We start from the raw sequence: 14,351 nt of genomic DNA, 5'->3' as shown, positions 1-14,351 counted from the left end.
GCACGTCTCCTGGCGCGTTCTTCTGGAGGGCGCCGGCGCGGTTCAATCGATGTCCCTCAAGGGCAACTGCTACGACAACGCGGTGATGGAGAACTTCTTCGGCCACCTCAAGGAAGAGCTCTTCCACCATGTCCGGTTCCTCAGCACCGACGCACTGGCAGCGGCACTGCACGAATACATCCGCTGGTACAACACCGAAAGAATCTCAACAAAGCTCAAGGGCCTGAGCCCGGTGCAATACCGGGCCCAGGCCCTCGCGGCCTAGGATCTTATTTGGCCAGTCCAACTTTCGGGGACCAGTTCAGTTCCGGCGGAGGGCATGCCCACGTGTCGGAGACCCGAGCCGGCGCGGGACAATCCGCCGGCGGGGCGGCTACGAATGGCCTGTATGAACAAGCCCAGTATGAAGCCCAGCAAGCGGTCCCGCGGCGCCACAGCCCTGGCCGCGGTGGCCGGAGTGGCCGCCGCCGCCGTCGTCCTGTCCGTCGCGGAACTGGTCGGGGCGTTCTTCACTGCGCGGGCGACGCCCCTGATTGCGCTGGGCTCGACGTTCATCGACTTCACGCCGCCGTGGATGAAGGACTTTGCGATTGCCACGTTCGGCACCAACGACAAGGCCGCGCTGTTCGCCGGCATGGCGGTCACGATCCTGCTCCTGGCGTGCGTGCTCGGCATCGTGGCCTACCGGAAGTGGGCCCTAGGTGCGGCCGGCGTGGTGCTGATGGGCGCCGTGATCGTCGGCAGCGTGGTGACCCGGGCCAGCGTCAAACCGGTCGACGCCATTCCTTCCCTGATCGGCACCGTGGCGGGTCTGGTGGTGCTGCGGCTCCTGATCACCCGGCTGTGGCGGATGCGGGAATGGCCGGAGAGTGCGGCCGACGTCGCCGCGAAGGAACCCGACCGCCCGGCGACCACGCGGCGCGCGTTCTTCGCCGCCGCCGGCATCACCGCGGCCGCCTCGGCCGTTGCCGCCACCGGCGGGCGCGTGCTGAGCGCCGCCCGCAGCAACGTGGCCGCGGCCCGCGAATCGCTGAAGCTGCCCGCACCCGCCCGGGCCGCCGCTGCGGTCCCCGCCGGTGTCCAGTCCAAGGCGCCGGGCGTCACGCCATGGCTGACCCCTAACAAGGACTTCTACCGGATCGACACGGCCCTGAGTGTGCCGGAGATCAACGCCCAGGACTGGGAACTGCGCATCCACGGCCTGGTGGAACAGGAGGTCCGGCTCACCTTCCAGGACCTGCTCGACGCCCAGCTCATCGAATCCCATGTGTCCCTGACCTGCGTGTCCAACCCTGTCGGCGGCAACCTGGCCGGCAACGCCAAATGGCTGGGCATGCCCATCCGCGACGTCCTGAAGCTGGCCCGCCCCAAGCAGGGCGCGGACATGGTGCTGTCCACCTCGGTTGACGGCTTCAGCGCCTCCACTCCCCTGGAGGTCCTCCAGGACGACCGCGACGCGATGCTGGCGATCGGCATGAACGGCGAGGCTCTCCCGCTCGAACACGGCTACCCCGTGCGGATGGTGGTTCCCGGGCTCTACGGCTTCGTCTCCGCCACCAAGTGGGTGGTGGACCTCGAGGTGACCCGGTTCGCCGACAGCAAGGCGTACTGGACCCAGCGCGGCTGGTCCGACCACGGCCCGATCAAGACCATGGCGCGGGTGGAAGTGCCCAAGTCGTTCGCCAAAGTCCCCGCCGGCAAGGTCGCAATCGGCGGTACCGCTTGGGCCCAGACCCGCGGGATCACCAAGGTCGAGGTGCAGATCGACAGCGGCCCCTGGACCGAGGCAGTGCTCTCCGACGAGGCGTCCCTCATCACGTGGCGGCAGTGGTCCCTCGACTGGGATGCCACGCCCGGCCCGCACTACATCAAGGTCCGGGCCACGGACGGCACCGGCGAGGTCCAGACGGACAAGCGGGCGGATCCGGTCCCGGACGGCGCCTCCGGCTGGCAGTCGGTCATGGTGACCGTGGAATAACCGGGGTATCAGCACCGGGCACCATAGACTTGCTGCATGGCTTTGAACCCGCATGCAACTTTCACAGTCGATTCCGCCGTCGAACTGGCAGTCATCGAACGCAGCGGCTTCGTGGAGTCCCGCCACATCGGCTCGGCCGTTGTGCTGGCCGCGGACGGAACCGTGGTGATCGAGCTCGGCGATGTTAACGCCCCCATCTTGGCCCGCTCCACGCTCAAACCGTTGCAGGCCCTCGCCTCGATGCAGTCCGGAGTGCCGCTGCGGGGTGCCCAGGTGGCCATCGCGTGCGGCAGCCACGTCGGATCACTGGACCACATGGATGTGGTGGAGGGCATGCTCAAGGCAGCCGGGGCCAAGGAAGACCAGCTGCAGTGCCCGGCCGACTGGCCCCAGGATGAGACCGCCCGGAACTGGCTCGTCCAGACCGAGCGCGGCAAGTCCAGGCTGGCGTTCAACTGCTCGGGCAAACACGCCGCGTTCCTTTGGGCGTGCACCGAGAACGGCTGGGACACGAACAGCTACCTCGAACCCAACCACCCGCTGCAGCAGCGCATCCGCTCCGTGATCGAGGAGTACTGCGGCGAACACATCGCCCACCTGGGCATCGACGGCTGCGGCGCGCCGGTTGCTGCCGTCTCCCTGATCGGCCTGGCCCGGGCCTACTCAAAGCTGGCCAAGGCTCCGGGCGACAAGAATTCGAACGCGCGGGCCGCCACCATTGCCACGTCCATGCTGGACTACCCGTGGGCCGTCCAGGGGCGCGGGCAGGCCAACACGATCGTGATGGACGAACTCGGCATCCTGGCCAAGATCGGCGCCGAGGGCGTGCTGGTCATGGCCACCCGCCAAGGCGTCTCGGTTGCCATCAAGATGCTCGACGGCAACATCCGGGCCACGACCCTGGTGGGGCTGACGCTCCTCGCGGCCTCCGGCGCCGTCGAAATCCCTGAAGTCTCCAGCGTCCTGGACAAGGTGGTGGACCCCGTCCTGGGCGGAGGCCGCCCGGTCGGCAAGATCCGGCTCGGGCGGGCCGTCGCGGCACTGCTGGACTAGGGCCGGAGGCAGGATAGTGGCTGTATCGCGCCGTCGAATCGCAGTGGACGAGGGCCGCGCGGCGCTCGCCGCATGGCAGGACGCCACCGCGCCTGCGTCGGGAACCAAAGTATCCGGCCCCGACGGGGCCACCGCCGAAGGAACCAGCGCTGAGGGAACCGGCGCCGTCCCGCGCACCACGATCGCGACGGCGGTGCGCTACTCCCTGGAGGAAGTCACCGCGCGGGCGCCCGGCAACTCCGTGGAGGTACGCGTCCCGCCGTTCGGCGTCACGCAGTGCGTGGAGGGTCCGCGGCACACGCGCGGCACCCCGCCGAACGTCATCGAGTGCGACGCCGCCACCTGGCTGGCGATGGTCAGCGGGCGGTTGAGCTGGGCAGACGCCGTCGCGGCGGGCCGTGTCGAGGCCTCGGGGCTGCGCGCGGACCTGTCCGCCCTCCTGCCCCTCTAGCGGCGCCCCTCTAACCGGGCCCCTTCAACCAGTCCGGGGCCTCAGCCGCGCCCGATGAACGGCATGCCCGCAGCCGTGACCACGAGGGACCCCACGTTGGCGGTCGCCGGCATCCCGGCCATCAGCAGCACGGCCCGGGCGGCGTCCTGCACCGCAAATGTCGGCTCGGCCCGCAGGCCACCGTCAGCCTGGACTGCCCCGGAGCCGACGCCGATCTCGTCCATGAGATCCGTTGCCGCATTGCCGATGTCGATTTGTCCGCAGGTGATGCCGAACCCGCGCCCGTCCAGGTCAATGCTTTTGGTCAGACCCGTGATCGCATGCTTGGTCACCGTGTAGGCCACCGTCCGCGGCCGGGGCGAATGCGCCGCGACCGAACCGTTGTTGATGATCCTTCCGCCCTGGGGCGACTGGGCCTTCATTGCCCGGACGGCGGCCGCGGCGCACAGGAGGGATCCTGTGAGGTTCACGGCTACGGTCGCGTCCCAGTCCTCCATGGTGATCTCGTCCACCGAGGCGGCGGGGCCGAACACGCCGGCGTTGTTGAAGAGCACGTCCACCCGTTCCCACTGCCCCAGCGCCGCGGCGAAGAGCCGCTCGACGTCGGCGGGGACGGTGACATCGCACGTGACCGCGAGCGCCTGGCGGTGGCCGGCAGCGGTCTCGAGGAGCGGCTCTTTTCGCCGCCCCGCCAGGACCACCCGGTAGCCCTCGGCCAGCATGAGGCGGGCAACCGCACGGCCGATGCCGGAACCGGCTCCGGTGACGACGGCGACCCTTCCGGGGGTGTGGTGCTGGCTCATGGGGTCCTCCTCGACGGTTACGCGGCTGCCCGGCCAGCGTACCGCCGAGGAGGCACATCACGTCAGTGTTTCGCGGCCCGACCGCCCCGGAAGGTCATCTCGGGCCACCGTCATCGCGGGCGGCGGCGGGCGACGGCGGGGCGGACATCTCGGGGCCGGGCCGCCCTATCGGGAGTCGTCGCCGCGGCCCCGGGTCTGCCTGCCCGTGCGGTAGCCGGACCAGAATGCCAGCACCAGCAGCCCGACGCCGATTAGCGTTACCCCGGTCCAAGCCGCGGGGCCCATGAACATGAGCCCCTGCGGTACGACGGGCCCCTCGGCCAGCGGGGCGTACGCGAACCAGCCAAAGTTTTCCTGCGGCACCGGCTGGGCCAGAAAGACCAGACCGGCGAGCAGCATGGCCGCAGCAGCGAGCGGCACTGCCACTCGGCCGAGCAGATTCTTCCGGGCACGGCCGGAACTCCGATTCCCGCGCGGATCCATGGCCATACTGTAACCGCCCAGCCCGGGAATCTCGGCAGGGCAACGGCCGCCCGGGAGGTCAGTGGCGGGCCCGTGCCCGCTTTCCCGCTGACAATGAGCCCCCCGTTGCGGACGTTGGGCGCCCGGCACCGCCAAGCCGCCCCCTGATTACCCGGGCGGACGAGCCGGGCACGGCGGCCCGCCCATCGGCGCTGCGGTCCCTGATCAGGCCGGTTCCGGCAATCTCCCTTGCCTGGGCGACGCCGGCAACGGCCGCTTTCTTGTTGGGAAACGTTACTGAGACCGCCATCAGTTGCCCTGCCCCGTCCATCATCCGAATGCGGTAGCCGCCTTCGGGCGCGTCCACGAGCTCAAAATACCCCGCCATTGCACACTCCTCGTTCCTCGTATCCCCCGCCGGGATATTGGTAAGTGTACTTACTTAAGGGAGGAGGGAAAGTGCTGAAGGTCCTGCCGTTCGTCCGCCGGCGGCCGGGACGGGGCCACGGGGACAAGTCACGGGCGGGGGTCTGCGGGCGCGCGTTACCGGCGCGGGGCGGGGCCCGGGTGGGGCGATCTGCCGGGCCGGGGAGGCACAGCGCCCGCGCCCGCGGCCAGCGGGGAGTCGCTGCGGCGGACACCATCTTCATGCAGTTCCAGCGCGCTCATCACGAGGGCGAAGTGGCTAAAGGCCTGCGGCGTGTTGCCCAGCTGCCGGCCGGCCTCGACGTCCCATTCCTCACTGAGGAGTCCGACGTCGTTGCGCAGCGCCAGCAGGCGCTCGAACAGTTCCCCGGCCTCGTGGCGCCGGCCCGCCCCGATCAGGGCCTCCACCAGCCAGAAGGAGCATGCCAGGAACACCCCTTCCTCGCCGGGAAGCCCGTCGTCGCTCTGCGCCGGCAGGTAGCGGCGCAGGAAGCCGTCATGCGTCAACTCACGCTGGACAGCGTCGATGGTTCCGATGATGCGTGGATCATCCGGCGGGAGGAAGCCCACCCGGGGCAGCAGCAGGAGGCTCGCGTCCAACTCGGGCCGCCCGTAGGACTGCACGAACGTGTTGCGTTCGGCGTCAAACCCGTTGGCCATGATCTCGGCGTGGATGGTGTCGCGCAGCTCCTCCCAACGGTCCGCCGGGCCGGTCAGGCCGAAGTCCCGGACCCCCTTGACCATGCGGTCCGCCGCCACCCAGGCCATCACCTTGGAGTGTGTGAAATGGCGTTGCGGCCCGCGCATTTCCCACAGCCCGTTATCCGGCCGGCTCCAGGCTGTCTCGAGATGTTCCATGAGGGCCACCTGGACGTCCCAGGCGCCGTCGGTGTGTTTGAGGAGTGAATTCCGGGTCAGGGACAGGCAATCGAGCACCTCGCCCCAGACGTCGAGCTGCAGCTGGCCGGCCGCGCCGTTCCCGGTACGCACCGGGGCGGAGTTTTCATAGCCTTTCAGCCACGGCAGTTCAAGCTCCGGCAGCCGGCGTTCGCCGTGGAGGCCGTACATGATCTGCAGATCTGCCGGGTCCCCGGCGACGGCGCGGAGCAGCCAATCGCGCCACGCGCCGGCTTCCTCCGTGTAGCCCGCGGCCAGCAGCGCCTGCAGGGTGAGGGTGGCGTCGCGCAGCCAGCAGAAGCGATAGTCCCAGTTCCGGGTGCCGCCGATCTCCTCCGGCAGGGACGTCGTGACCGCGGCCACGATGCCGCCGGTGGGGGCGAAGGTCAAGGCCTTGAGCGTGATCAGCGAGCGCTGGACCGCGTCACGGTGCGGCCCGGTGACCTTGCACTTCGCCGACCAGCCAAGCCAGAACTCCTCGGTGGACGCCAGGACCGCTTCCGGGTTCACGGCGCGCGGCCGGCGGAGGTGGCTGGGGCTCCACGTCAGCACGAAGGGCACACGGTCCCCGGCCGTGACCGTGAAGTCGCTGATGGTGTGCATCCGCTCGCCGCGCAGGGGCGCCTCGGTCACCAGATAGGCGGCGTCGGGCCCGGCGACGGCGTGGATCCCGCGCTCGTCGTGGCGGACCCACGGCACAATATGGCCGTAGTCGAACCGGAGCGCCAGCTCGCCGCGCATCCGCACCGTGCCGCTGACACCGACCACGATCCGCACGATATCGGCCACTTCGTCGCGGGGTGGCATGAAGTCAATGATCCTGACCTTGCCCTCGGGCAGGTCCCACTCGGTTTCCAGGATCAGCGTGCCCGTGCGGTAGCTGCGCCGGGTGCATTCGCCGCCGCCTTCCGGCGCCAGCAGCCACCGGCCGGCCGCGGGCGTATCGAGGAGCGCGCTGAAACAGGCTGGTGAGTCGAAGCGTGGCAGGCAGAGCCAGTCGATGGAACCTTCGGTGCTGATCAGGGCCGCGGTGTGCAGGTCCCCGACCATTGCGTAATCCTCGATGCGTGCCATGACACTTACAGTGCCACACCACCGTCCCGCCCGGTACGGGGAAGGCGGCGCGAAGGCACGCGCACGGGACTGCCCGCAGGACTAGGATCCATCATTGGGAGAAAGGGGCCGGGCATGGCGGAGCACGCAGGCACTTGGCACGGCACTTGGCACGAAGGTGCTGGCCACGAAAGTACTGTGCGGATCGGCACGTCAGGCTGGAGCTATGACCACTGGGAAGGGGTCCTGTATCCGCCAGGCCTGCCGGCCCGGGACAGGCTGGCACACTACGCGGCCCGCTTCGACACCGTGGAATTGAACGCCAGCTTCTACCGCTGGCCCAAGGAGGACTCCTTTGCAGGGTGGCGCCGCCGCCTGCCCGAAGGTTTCGCCCTGTCCGTCAAGGCGCCCCGGGGCCTGACGCACGCCAAGAAGCTCTACGCCCCCGAGGTCTGGGTGGACCGGATCACCCGGTGCTGGCACGAACTCGGCGACAAGCGGGCCGTGCTGCTCGTCCAGCTGCCCCCGGACTTCGCGCGGGACGACGCCCGGCTGGACTACTTCCTGGCGGCACTGCCCGGGTGGATCCGTGTCAGCGTGGAGTTCCGCCATCCGAGCTGGGACGACGCCGGTGTATACGCCCTGCTGGAACGTCACGGCGCGGCCTACTGCATCATGAGCGGCGCCGGGCTCCCATGCGTCCTGCGCGCGACCGCACCCTTCGTCTACGTCCGGCTGCACGGCCCGGACCGCGACGTCCTCTACGGCGGATCGTATCCGGACGAAGATTTGCACTGGTGGGCCGCGCGGATCCGTGAATGGCGGGCGGCCGGCAAGGACGTCTTCGCCTATTTCAACAACGACGGCGGCGGCAACGCCGTCCGCAACGCCACCGCACTGCGCCGGATGCTGGAGGGGCCGCCACCCGGGTAATCCGAGGTCACGGGCGCCCCGTCCCGGGACCCCGCCGGCGCTGCCGGGGCCCGGCACTGTGGGAGAGTGGAGGCATGGAATTGGCGTCGCAACCAGCGCAGCAGCTGCCCGTGTCCGGCAACAGGGCCTTCCGGCTCGCCCACTGGGTGTCGGACACCGTTAATGGGGTCCGCCTCAGGACGGCCCGGCGCTGGAAGTTCATCCCGCAGACCGTCGCCTATCAGGGCTACGGCTCGACAGAGTGGGTCAGGCTACTGGGCCGCGTGGTCCTCACCAGCAGGCCCGTGCCCGGCAGCAAGGCGGAGCGGCTGGCCCTGAACGGGAACCAGAACATCCGCGGCTGGCGCGCCTTCACGAGTGTCCCGGTCCAGTTCACCGAGGTGGAGATCCAGATCGGCGGCATCACCACGCGCGTGCATACGGACCGCGGCGGCCTGGTGGACACCCTGGTTCACGTGGCGTTGACCCCGGGCTGGCATACGGCCGTGCTGCGGGCCGAGGGAACGGAACCTGTCGAGGCCAGGATTTTTGTGATCTCCCCGGACACCAAGCTGGGTATTGTCTCGGACATTGACGACACCATCATGGTCACGGCCCTCCCCCGGCCGTTCCTGGCGCTGTGGAACACTTTCGTCCTGAATGAACGGGCCCGGATGGCGACGCCTGGCATGGCCGTCCTGATGGATCGGCTGAAGGTGGAGCACCCGGAGGCGCCGGTCATCTACCTGTCCACCGGGCCGTGGAACGCAGCGCCCACGCTGGGCCGCTTCATCGCCCGGAACCTCTATCCCTCGGGCGCCCTGCTGCTCACGGACTGGGGACTGACCCACGACCGCTGGTTCCGCAGCGGCCAGGAACACAAACGGCGCAACCTTGAGCTGCTGGCCCAGGAGTTCCCGAACATGCGTTGGCTGCTGTTCGGCGACAACGGCCAGCACGATGAGGAGATTTACTCCGGCTTCGCACGGGAGCACGCGGACCAGGTCGCCGCGATCGGCATCCGGCAGCTCTCGGCCAGCGAGGCCGTCTTCGCCGGCGGCCACTCCGACACCGGAGACCACTCGGAATCATCCGTCCCGTGGATCTATTCGCCCGACGGCGCCGGACTCGCCAAGGGCCTGCAGGACCTGGATCTGCTCTAGGTTGAACCTGGTTTAGGGTGAACCCGCTTTAGGGCGTCAGCCCGCCTGACGGGGTTCTCCGACGTCGGCCGCGCCGTCGGGCTGTCCGGCCCCGTCCTGCTGTCCGGCGGCGGGCGGCGCGGGTGCCGCGTTCCGGGCTGCAAGTACCTCCTGGAGCCAGTAGTAGGAGGCCTTCGGCGTGCGGACCTGGGTATCGAAATCGACGTGCACCAGACCGAACGGCTGCTTGTAGCCGGCGGACCACTCGAAGTTATCCATGAAGGACCACACGTAGTAGCCGCGAAGGTCGACGGCCTCGGCGGCACCGCCGGGACGGGTCGCTTCCAGGGCCGTGCCGATGTGGTCCGCGAGGTAACGCAGGCGCCGTTCGTCCGGAACCATCCGGCGGTCCGTCCCGACACGCTGGACCACCACGTCATCGAAACTGGCCCCGCCCTCGGTGATGTAGACCGGGGGCAGATCCGGGTAGCGCTCGGCCATCTCGGCCAGGGCGACGGACATGTATTCGGGCTTGACCGGCCAGCCGTAGGCCGTGATCTCGGTGTCCGGGAACGGCGCGATGTGGAAGGGCGCACCGGGTGTCCCGCTGAGGTCATCCCCCATGGCCTCGGCCATGCCCGGCGGCACGGCCCCCTCGCCCGGACCCGCCCCGACGCGGGTGGGCATGTAATAGTTCAGGCCATAGAAATCGAGGGGCTGGGAGATCAGCTCCATGTCTTCGCTGGAGGGGCTGAAAGACGATGAAAAGAATGTGGCGGCCCGAATGATGTCCGGGTACTTGCCGAGCAGCACGGGATCGGCATAGAGCCGGTTCTGCGCCATATCCATGAGTCCGGCGCTGACCGCGTCCAGGGGGTTGGCGGTGGCCGGGACCATCGGCGAATACACGTTGGTGATGCCGATTTCGCCCTGTACCTTGGCGGCACGCAGCGCCTGGAGCGCCAGGCCGTGGCCCAGCAGCTGGTGGTGCACGCTGGGCAGCGCCTTGAGCATGAGTGCCTCGCCGGGCGCGTGCGTGCCCAGGGCGTAGCCGTTGGTGGTGACAGTGGCGGGCTCGTTGACAGTCACCCAGCGGGAAACGCGGTCCCCGAAGGCAGCCGCGGCGATGGCGGCGAAGTCCCCCAGCCGGTAGGCCGTATCCCGGTTCATCCATCCGCCGGCCTCCTCCAGGGGCAACGGGGTGTCCCAGTGGTAGAGCGTGGCCATGGGGGAAATACCGTTGGCGAGCAACAGGTCGATCAGCCGGTCATAGAAGTCCAGTCCGGCGTGGTTCAAAGGCCCGCTGCCGCCGGGCTGGATCCTGGACCAGGACAACGAAAACCGGTACGAATCGATCCCCAGGTCCTTCATCAGTGCCACGTCCTCTGGCATCCGGTGGTAGTGGTCGCAGGCGACGGCCGGGCTGTGGTCCTCCACGATCGAACCGGGTTTCGCGGCGAAGACGTCCCATCCGGACGGGCCGCGGCCGTCTTCATCTAGTGCACCCTCGATCTGGAAGGCTGCCGTAGCCACGCCCAGGGTGAAGCCGGGAGGAAGAAGGGAAGCCAGATCCTTGGCTGAAGTGTTCATCGACGGGGACCTCTATGTAGTTTCAGGAGTTGGTTGACTGATCTTAGGCTTCCCCCGGGGAACGCGCCACGACCTGCGCAGTTTGACGGGCGCGGCGCCATTGGTCACTGTTGATCGGTGCACCTGAAAACTGAACAAGGCGTCAACCGCCGGCCGGCCTCGGCGCCGCCCGGCCCCGGCCGGCAGGCAGCGGCTCTTCTCTGCTTCCTCGCGGTCTCCCATGGGGTGTCCTTTGTGGCGTCGCTGGTCATCATCGAGAACGCCGGCGGTTGGTACGCCGCGGCGGACAAGGCTCCGTGGACTCCGCCGGGCTGGGCCTTCGGAGCGGTCTGGACGGTGCTGTATACAACCATGGCAGTGGCGGCGTGGCTGGTCTGGCGCCGGGGAGCAGGGCTTCCCTCGGGGAGCAGCCGAGGCGCCATGACCGTCTACGGCGTCCTGCTGCTCGTGAACCTCGCCTGGGCGCCCCTGTTCTTCGGCATGTACCCCATGTTCGGCTCGGCCGCCCTCTGGCTGGCCCTCCTGATCATCGCCGCCCATGCCGTGGCCGCTGCCGCCACCGTGGTCCGGTTCGGCCTCATCAGCCGGGCAGCGGGCCTGCTCATGCTGCCGTACGTCTCCTGGATTGTGTTCTCGCTAACCCTGAACGCCTACGCCGCCGCCAGCAACTGATCCCCCGGCGTGGCCAAGGTGATGGAACTTGAGGCAGCCAACGCCCGGCTGCGGGCCGAGCTCAAGCGGGCGCGCAGCCGCTGACGTCGCTCAGTCCTGGCCGGCGTCGGCGGTGGACAGCGTGCCGGTGATCTGCTCGCCCCGGATCCGGGCCGTCCGCCAGGTGTCCAACGCAATGACCCCGCCCAGGATCACGAGGGAGATGGAGAAGGCGCCCAGGGCATCGGTCAGCCAGTGGTAGCCGAGGTAGAGGCGGCTGATGGCTGCGAAGAACATGCCGATCCCCGCCACGATGAAGGCCACGACGGCGGCCTTGGGGTTCTTCCGGCGCGAAAAGACCAGGAACGTGGTGACCAGCAGGAAGTCGCATGCGCCCAGGACGTGACCGGACGGAAAGGAGAATGTAGTGTCGGCGCCGAAGAGCATCAACTCCAACGGAGGACGATGGCGTTCCACGATGTGGCCAATGACCTGCGCCAGGATCACACCGGTCAGCATGGCGCCGGCCAGGAGCATCGGCCGCCAGGCGTGCTTGGCGAGCAGGCCCCAGGCCACTGTCACGATGAGGACAATGATTGGCAGGCCGATGGGGCCGAAGATAATCGCCAGAATGATCATGATAATGGTGGTGGGTTCCCCGCGCAGGGTCAGGAGCCAGGACCGCGTCGGCTCGTCCGCCGCCGACAGGCCACCGTGCTGCAGGACGCCGGTCAGGATTACCGCGAACAGCACGGCGCCCGTGATCATCAGGGCGACGGCAGTGCGGTAGAGATTCCGGCGCGCCGTCGCACTCATATACCGCTCCTCCACGACGAACTTGTCGTGGAAGGTCCGCCACCGACCCTGCGGTTTGCCTGTTTGAGCCTCTGCCATGTCGCCGTGCCGCCTTTGTGCCGTGTTGTGGATGGTCCCCGCTGAAGATTATCCCCCTTATGTGCGCGGTGGTGGGCAAATGGCCAGCCGGGACCTCCGGCGCAGGGGTGTGAGCGAGCCGCCGGCATGCGCGTCGTTTGCGTCCAGGAGCTTCTCCCGGGCTGCCCGCAGTGCTGCCGGGTGACCAGACTCACGGGGACAACCGAGCCGGGACGGATCTGCAGGTCAACCGCGGGGGCCGCGACGTGCGGGCATTTGGCCCCGGACAGCCTCCGCGCCGACACGGCGTGGCGATTTGACGGCCCAATAAGTATGACGTTAGTGTTCCTGAATCCATTGGGGCCGACTAGAAGTACTCCAAGAAAGACAGAGCGATGACCACGATTACCGAGTCCATTGAGATCCAAGTCGACAACCGGCACGTCCTCGACGAACGACTCAACGACGCCGTCCGCGGGCTGCAGCAGCTCGCCATGACCAAGGGCACCCACGGCATTCTGCTCACGCGCCACAAGCCGGGCCACTACTCCGCGGCGCTCTCCGACCAGGTCCCCTTCGGCATGACCCGCGAGCTCATTCACTGAGACATCGGAAAACCGGACGCTGAGAGCCGGACTTAAAAGAGCCAGGTCCCGGGTGGCAGAGCATCGACTCGCCGCCCGGGACCTTTTTTTGGTGTTTCAGGAACTGCCCCCAATCATGGCCGGATCACCACTCGGGGCCGATTACCAGTCATGCACGGTCCCGTCGACGAGGCGGTTGTAGGGCAGGTAGGCCTGCTGGTAGGGGAACGCGGCGGCGGCTTCTTCGTTGAATTCGACGCCGATGCCGGGCGCCTCGCCCGGGTGCAGGTAGCCGTCCACAAACGTCATGGACTGCTCGAAGACCTCGTTGGTCGCATCCGAGTGCTGCATGTATTCCTGGATCCCGTAGTTGTGGATCGCCAGGCCCACGTGCAGCTGCGCGGCGAAGCCGACCGGGGAGATGTCGGTGGGGCCGTGGAAGCCGGACTTGATCTGGTACTGCGCGGCGAAGTCCATCACCTTCTTCAGCGGGCTGATCCCGCCGAAGTGGGTGGACGCGGCCCTCACGTAGTCGATCAGCTGTTCCTTGATCAGGCTCTGGTAGTCGTAGACGGTGTTGAAGATCTCCCCGATGGCCAGCGGGGTGGTGGTGTGCGCCCGGACCAGGCGCAGCGCCTCCTGGTTCTCGGCCGGGGTGCAGTCCTCGAGCCAGAACAGGTCGTAGGGCTCCAGCGCCTTGCCCAGCTTCGCGGCCTGGATCGGGGTCATCCGGTGGTGCCCGTCGTGCAGCAAAGGCAGTTCCGGGCCAAACTCGTTCCGCACCGCCTCGAACACCGACGGCAGGTGCCGGAGGTAGGCGCGGGTGTCCCAGTCCTCCTCCTGCGGGAACGCGCCCCGCCCGGCCGGTTCGTAGTCGTACCGCTCCCCCGAGGCCTGCGCCTGCGCCGCGACCCCGTAGACGGCCTTGATCCCGGGGACCGCGGTCTGGATCCGGATCGACTTGTACCCCAGCTCCAAGTGCTCGCGGACCGAGTCGAAGAGGGAGGGAAGGTCCGCGCCGGAGGCGTGCCCGTAGGCGCGCAGCCCGTTCCGGGACGCCCCGCCGAGGAGCTGGTAGACCGGCATCCCGGCCAGCTTGCCCTTGATGTCCCACAGCGCCATGTCCACCGCGGCGATCGCGGCCATCGTGACCGGGCCGCGGCGCCAGTACGAGGACCGGTACAGGAACTGCCAGGTGTCCTCGATCCGGTGCGGGTCCTTCCCGATCAGCAGCTGCGCGACGTGCTCCTTCAAATACGCGGCCACCGCGAGCTCGCGCCCGTTCAGGGTCGCGTCGCCGATCCCGGTCACGCCGTCCTCGGTGGTGATCCGCAGGGTCACGAAGTTCCGGGAGGGGCTGGTCACGAAGACTTCAGCGGCAATGATTTTCACAACAGGTCCTTTTCTGGTCTTTCGGGGTGTCTTGGCCGGTGAAGGGCCGGCGGCCCGGGCAGCCGCCCGGGATGGGGTCAGCCG

Annotated in this window: 14 protein-coding genes; 8 read left to right on the top strand and 6 right to left on the bottom strand. The window is 68.4% G+C overall.

Annotation, left to right across the window (positions count from 1 at the left end):
* The 4 genes from BLS42_RS19020 to BLS42_RS19005 all read left to right on the top strand — a co-directional run.
* On the top strand, nt 1-265 hold a 265-nt coding region (locus tag BLS42_RS19020), incomplete at its 5' end, for an IS3 family transposase (RefSeq protein ID WP_143019243.1).
* A gap of 123 nt (nt 266-388) precedes the next feature.
* Nucleotides 389-1,978, top strand: a complete 1,590-nt coding sequence (locus BLS42_RS19015) for a molybdopterin-dependent oxidoreductase (protein WP_090583909.1) — start codon at nt 389-391, stop codon at nt 1,976-1,978.
* 36 nt (nt 1,979-2,014) lie between these two features.
* On the top strand, nt 2,015-3,031 hold the full coding sequence (locus tag BLS42_RS19010; protein WP_090583908.1) for an asparaginase: 1,017 nt from the start codon (nt 2,015-2,017) through the stop codon (nt 3,029-3,031).
* A gap of 16 nt (nt 3,032-3,047) precedes the next feature.
* Nucleotides 3,048-3,482 (top strand): sterol carrier family protein, encoded by a 435-nt coding sequence (locus BLS42_RS19005; protein ID WP_090583907.1) that lies wholly within the window; start codon nt 3,048-3,050, stop codon nt 3,480-3,482.
* 41 nt (nt 3,483-3,523) lie between these two features.
* Here the strand turns inward: BLS42_RS19005 and BLS42_RS19000 are convergent, their stop codons facing one another.
* The 3 genes from BLS42_RS19000 to BLS42_RS18985 all read right to left on the bottom strand — a co-directional run bounded on the left by BLS42_RS19000 (nt 3,524) and on the right by BLS42_RS18985 (nt 7,144).
* Nucleotides 3,524-4,285 carry an SDR family oxidoreductase gene (locus BLS42_RS19000; protein WP_090583906.1) on the bottom strand — a complete coding sequence of 254 codons (762 nt, stop codon included), beginning with the start codon at nt 4,283-4,285 and terminating at the stop codon, nt 3,524-3,526.
* A 165-nt stretch (nt 4,286-4,450) separates the two neighbouring features.
* Nucleotides 4,451-4,768, bottom strand: a complete 318-nt coding sequence (locus BLS42_RS18995) for a hypothetical protein (protein ID WP_143019242.1) — start codon at nt 4,766-4,768, stop codon at nt 4,451-4,453.
* Nucleotides 4,769-5,290: 522 nt separating this feature from the next.
* Nucleotides 5,291-7,144 carry a glycoside hydrolase family 15 protein gene (locus BLS42_RS18985; RefSeq protein WP_256336582.1) on the bottom strand — a complete coding sequence of 618 codons (1,854 nt, stop codon included), beginning with the start codon at nt 7,142-7,144 and terminating at the stop codon, nt 5,291-5,293.
* A gap of 114 nt (nt 7,145-7,258) precedes the next feature.
* Between BLS42_RS18985 and BLS42_RS18980 the strand changes: the two genes are divergently transcribed.
* Together BLS42_RS18980 and BLS42_RS18975 are read left to right on the top strand one after the other, a co-directional pair.
* Nucleotides 7,259-8,056, top strand: a complete 798-nt coding sequence (locus tag BLS42_RS18980) for a DUF72 domain-containing protein (protein WP_090583903.1) — start codon at nt 7,259-7,261, stop codon at nt 8,054-8,056.
* A gap of 74 nt (nt 8,057-8,130) precedes the next feature.
* Nucleotides 8,131-9,198 carry an App1 family protein gene (locus tag BLS42_RS18975; RefSeq protein WP_176803551.1) on the top strand — a complete coding sequence of 356 codons (1,068 nt, stop codon included), beginning with the start codon at nt 8,131-8,133 and terminating at the stop codon, nt 9,196-9,198.
* A 36-nt stretch (nt 9,199-9,234) separates the two neighbouring features.
* Here BLS42_RS18975 and BLS42_RS18970 read toward each other — a convergent pair whose 3' ends face one another.
* Complete coding sequence (locus BLS42_RS18970; RefSeq protein ID WP_090583901.1) at nt 9,235-10,767, bottom strand: GH1 family beta-glucosidase; 1,533 nt, start codon at nt 10,765-10,767, stop codon at nt 9,235-9,237.
* A gap of 117 nt (nt 10,768-10,884) precedes the next feature.
* Here BLS42_RS18970 and BLS42_RS18965 point away from each other — a divergent pair, with 117 nt between their 5' ends.
* Nucleotides 10,885-11,439: a TspO/MBR family protein gene (locus BLS42_RS18965; RefSeq protein WP_371129619.1), complete on the top strand. Its 555-nt coding sequence runs from the start codon at nt 10,885-10,887 to the stop codon at nt 11,437-11,439.
* Nucleotides 11,440-11,529: 90 nt separating this feature from the next.
* Here the strand turns inward: BLS42_RS18965 and BLS42_RS18960 are convergent, their stop codons facing one another.
* The gene (locus BLS42_RS18960; protein ID WP_090583900.1) at nt 11,530-12,312 is read right to left on the bottom strand and encodes a phosphatase PAP2 family protein; all 783 of its coding nucleotides are present in this window, start codon (nt 12,310-12,312) and stop codon (nt 11,530-11,532) included.
* Nucleotides 12,313-12,686: 374 nt separating this feature from the next.
* Between BLS42_RS18960 and BLS42_RS18955 the strand changes: the two genes are divergently transcribed.
* On the top strand, nt 12,687-12,896 hold the full coding sequence (locus BLS42_RS18955) for a hypothetical protein (RefSeq protein ID WP_090583899.1): 210 nt from the start codon (nt 12,687-12,689) through the stop codon (nt 12,894-12,896).
* Nucleotides 12,897-13,037: 141 nt separating this feature from the next.
* Here the strand turns inward: BLS42_RS18955 and manD are convergent, their stop codons facing one another.
* Entirely contained in the window at nt 13,038-14,267 is a 1,230-nt protein-coding gene (gene manD, locus BLS42_RS18950; RefSeq protein WP_090583898.1) for a D-mannonate dehydratase ManD, read from the bottom strand.
* Nucleotides 14,268-14,351 lie beyond the last annotated feature (84 nt).

Source organism: Arthrobacter sp. ov407, assembly GCF_900102895.1.
In the GTDB taxonomy this organism is placed as follows: domain Bacteria; phylum Actinomycetota; class Actinomycetes; order Actinomycetales; family Micrococcaceae; genus Arthrobacter.
This window is presented reverse-complemented; position numbering and strand designations above follow the sequence as displayed.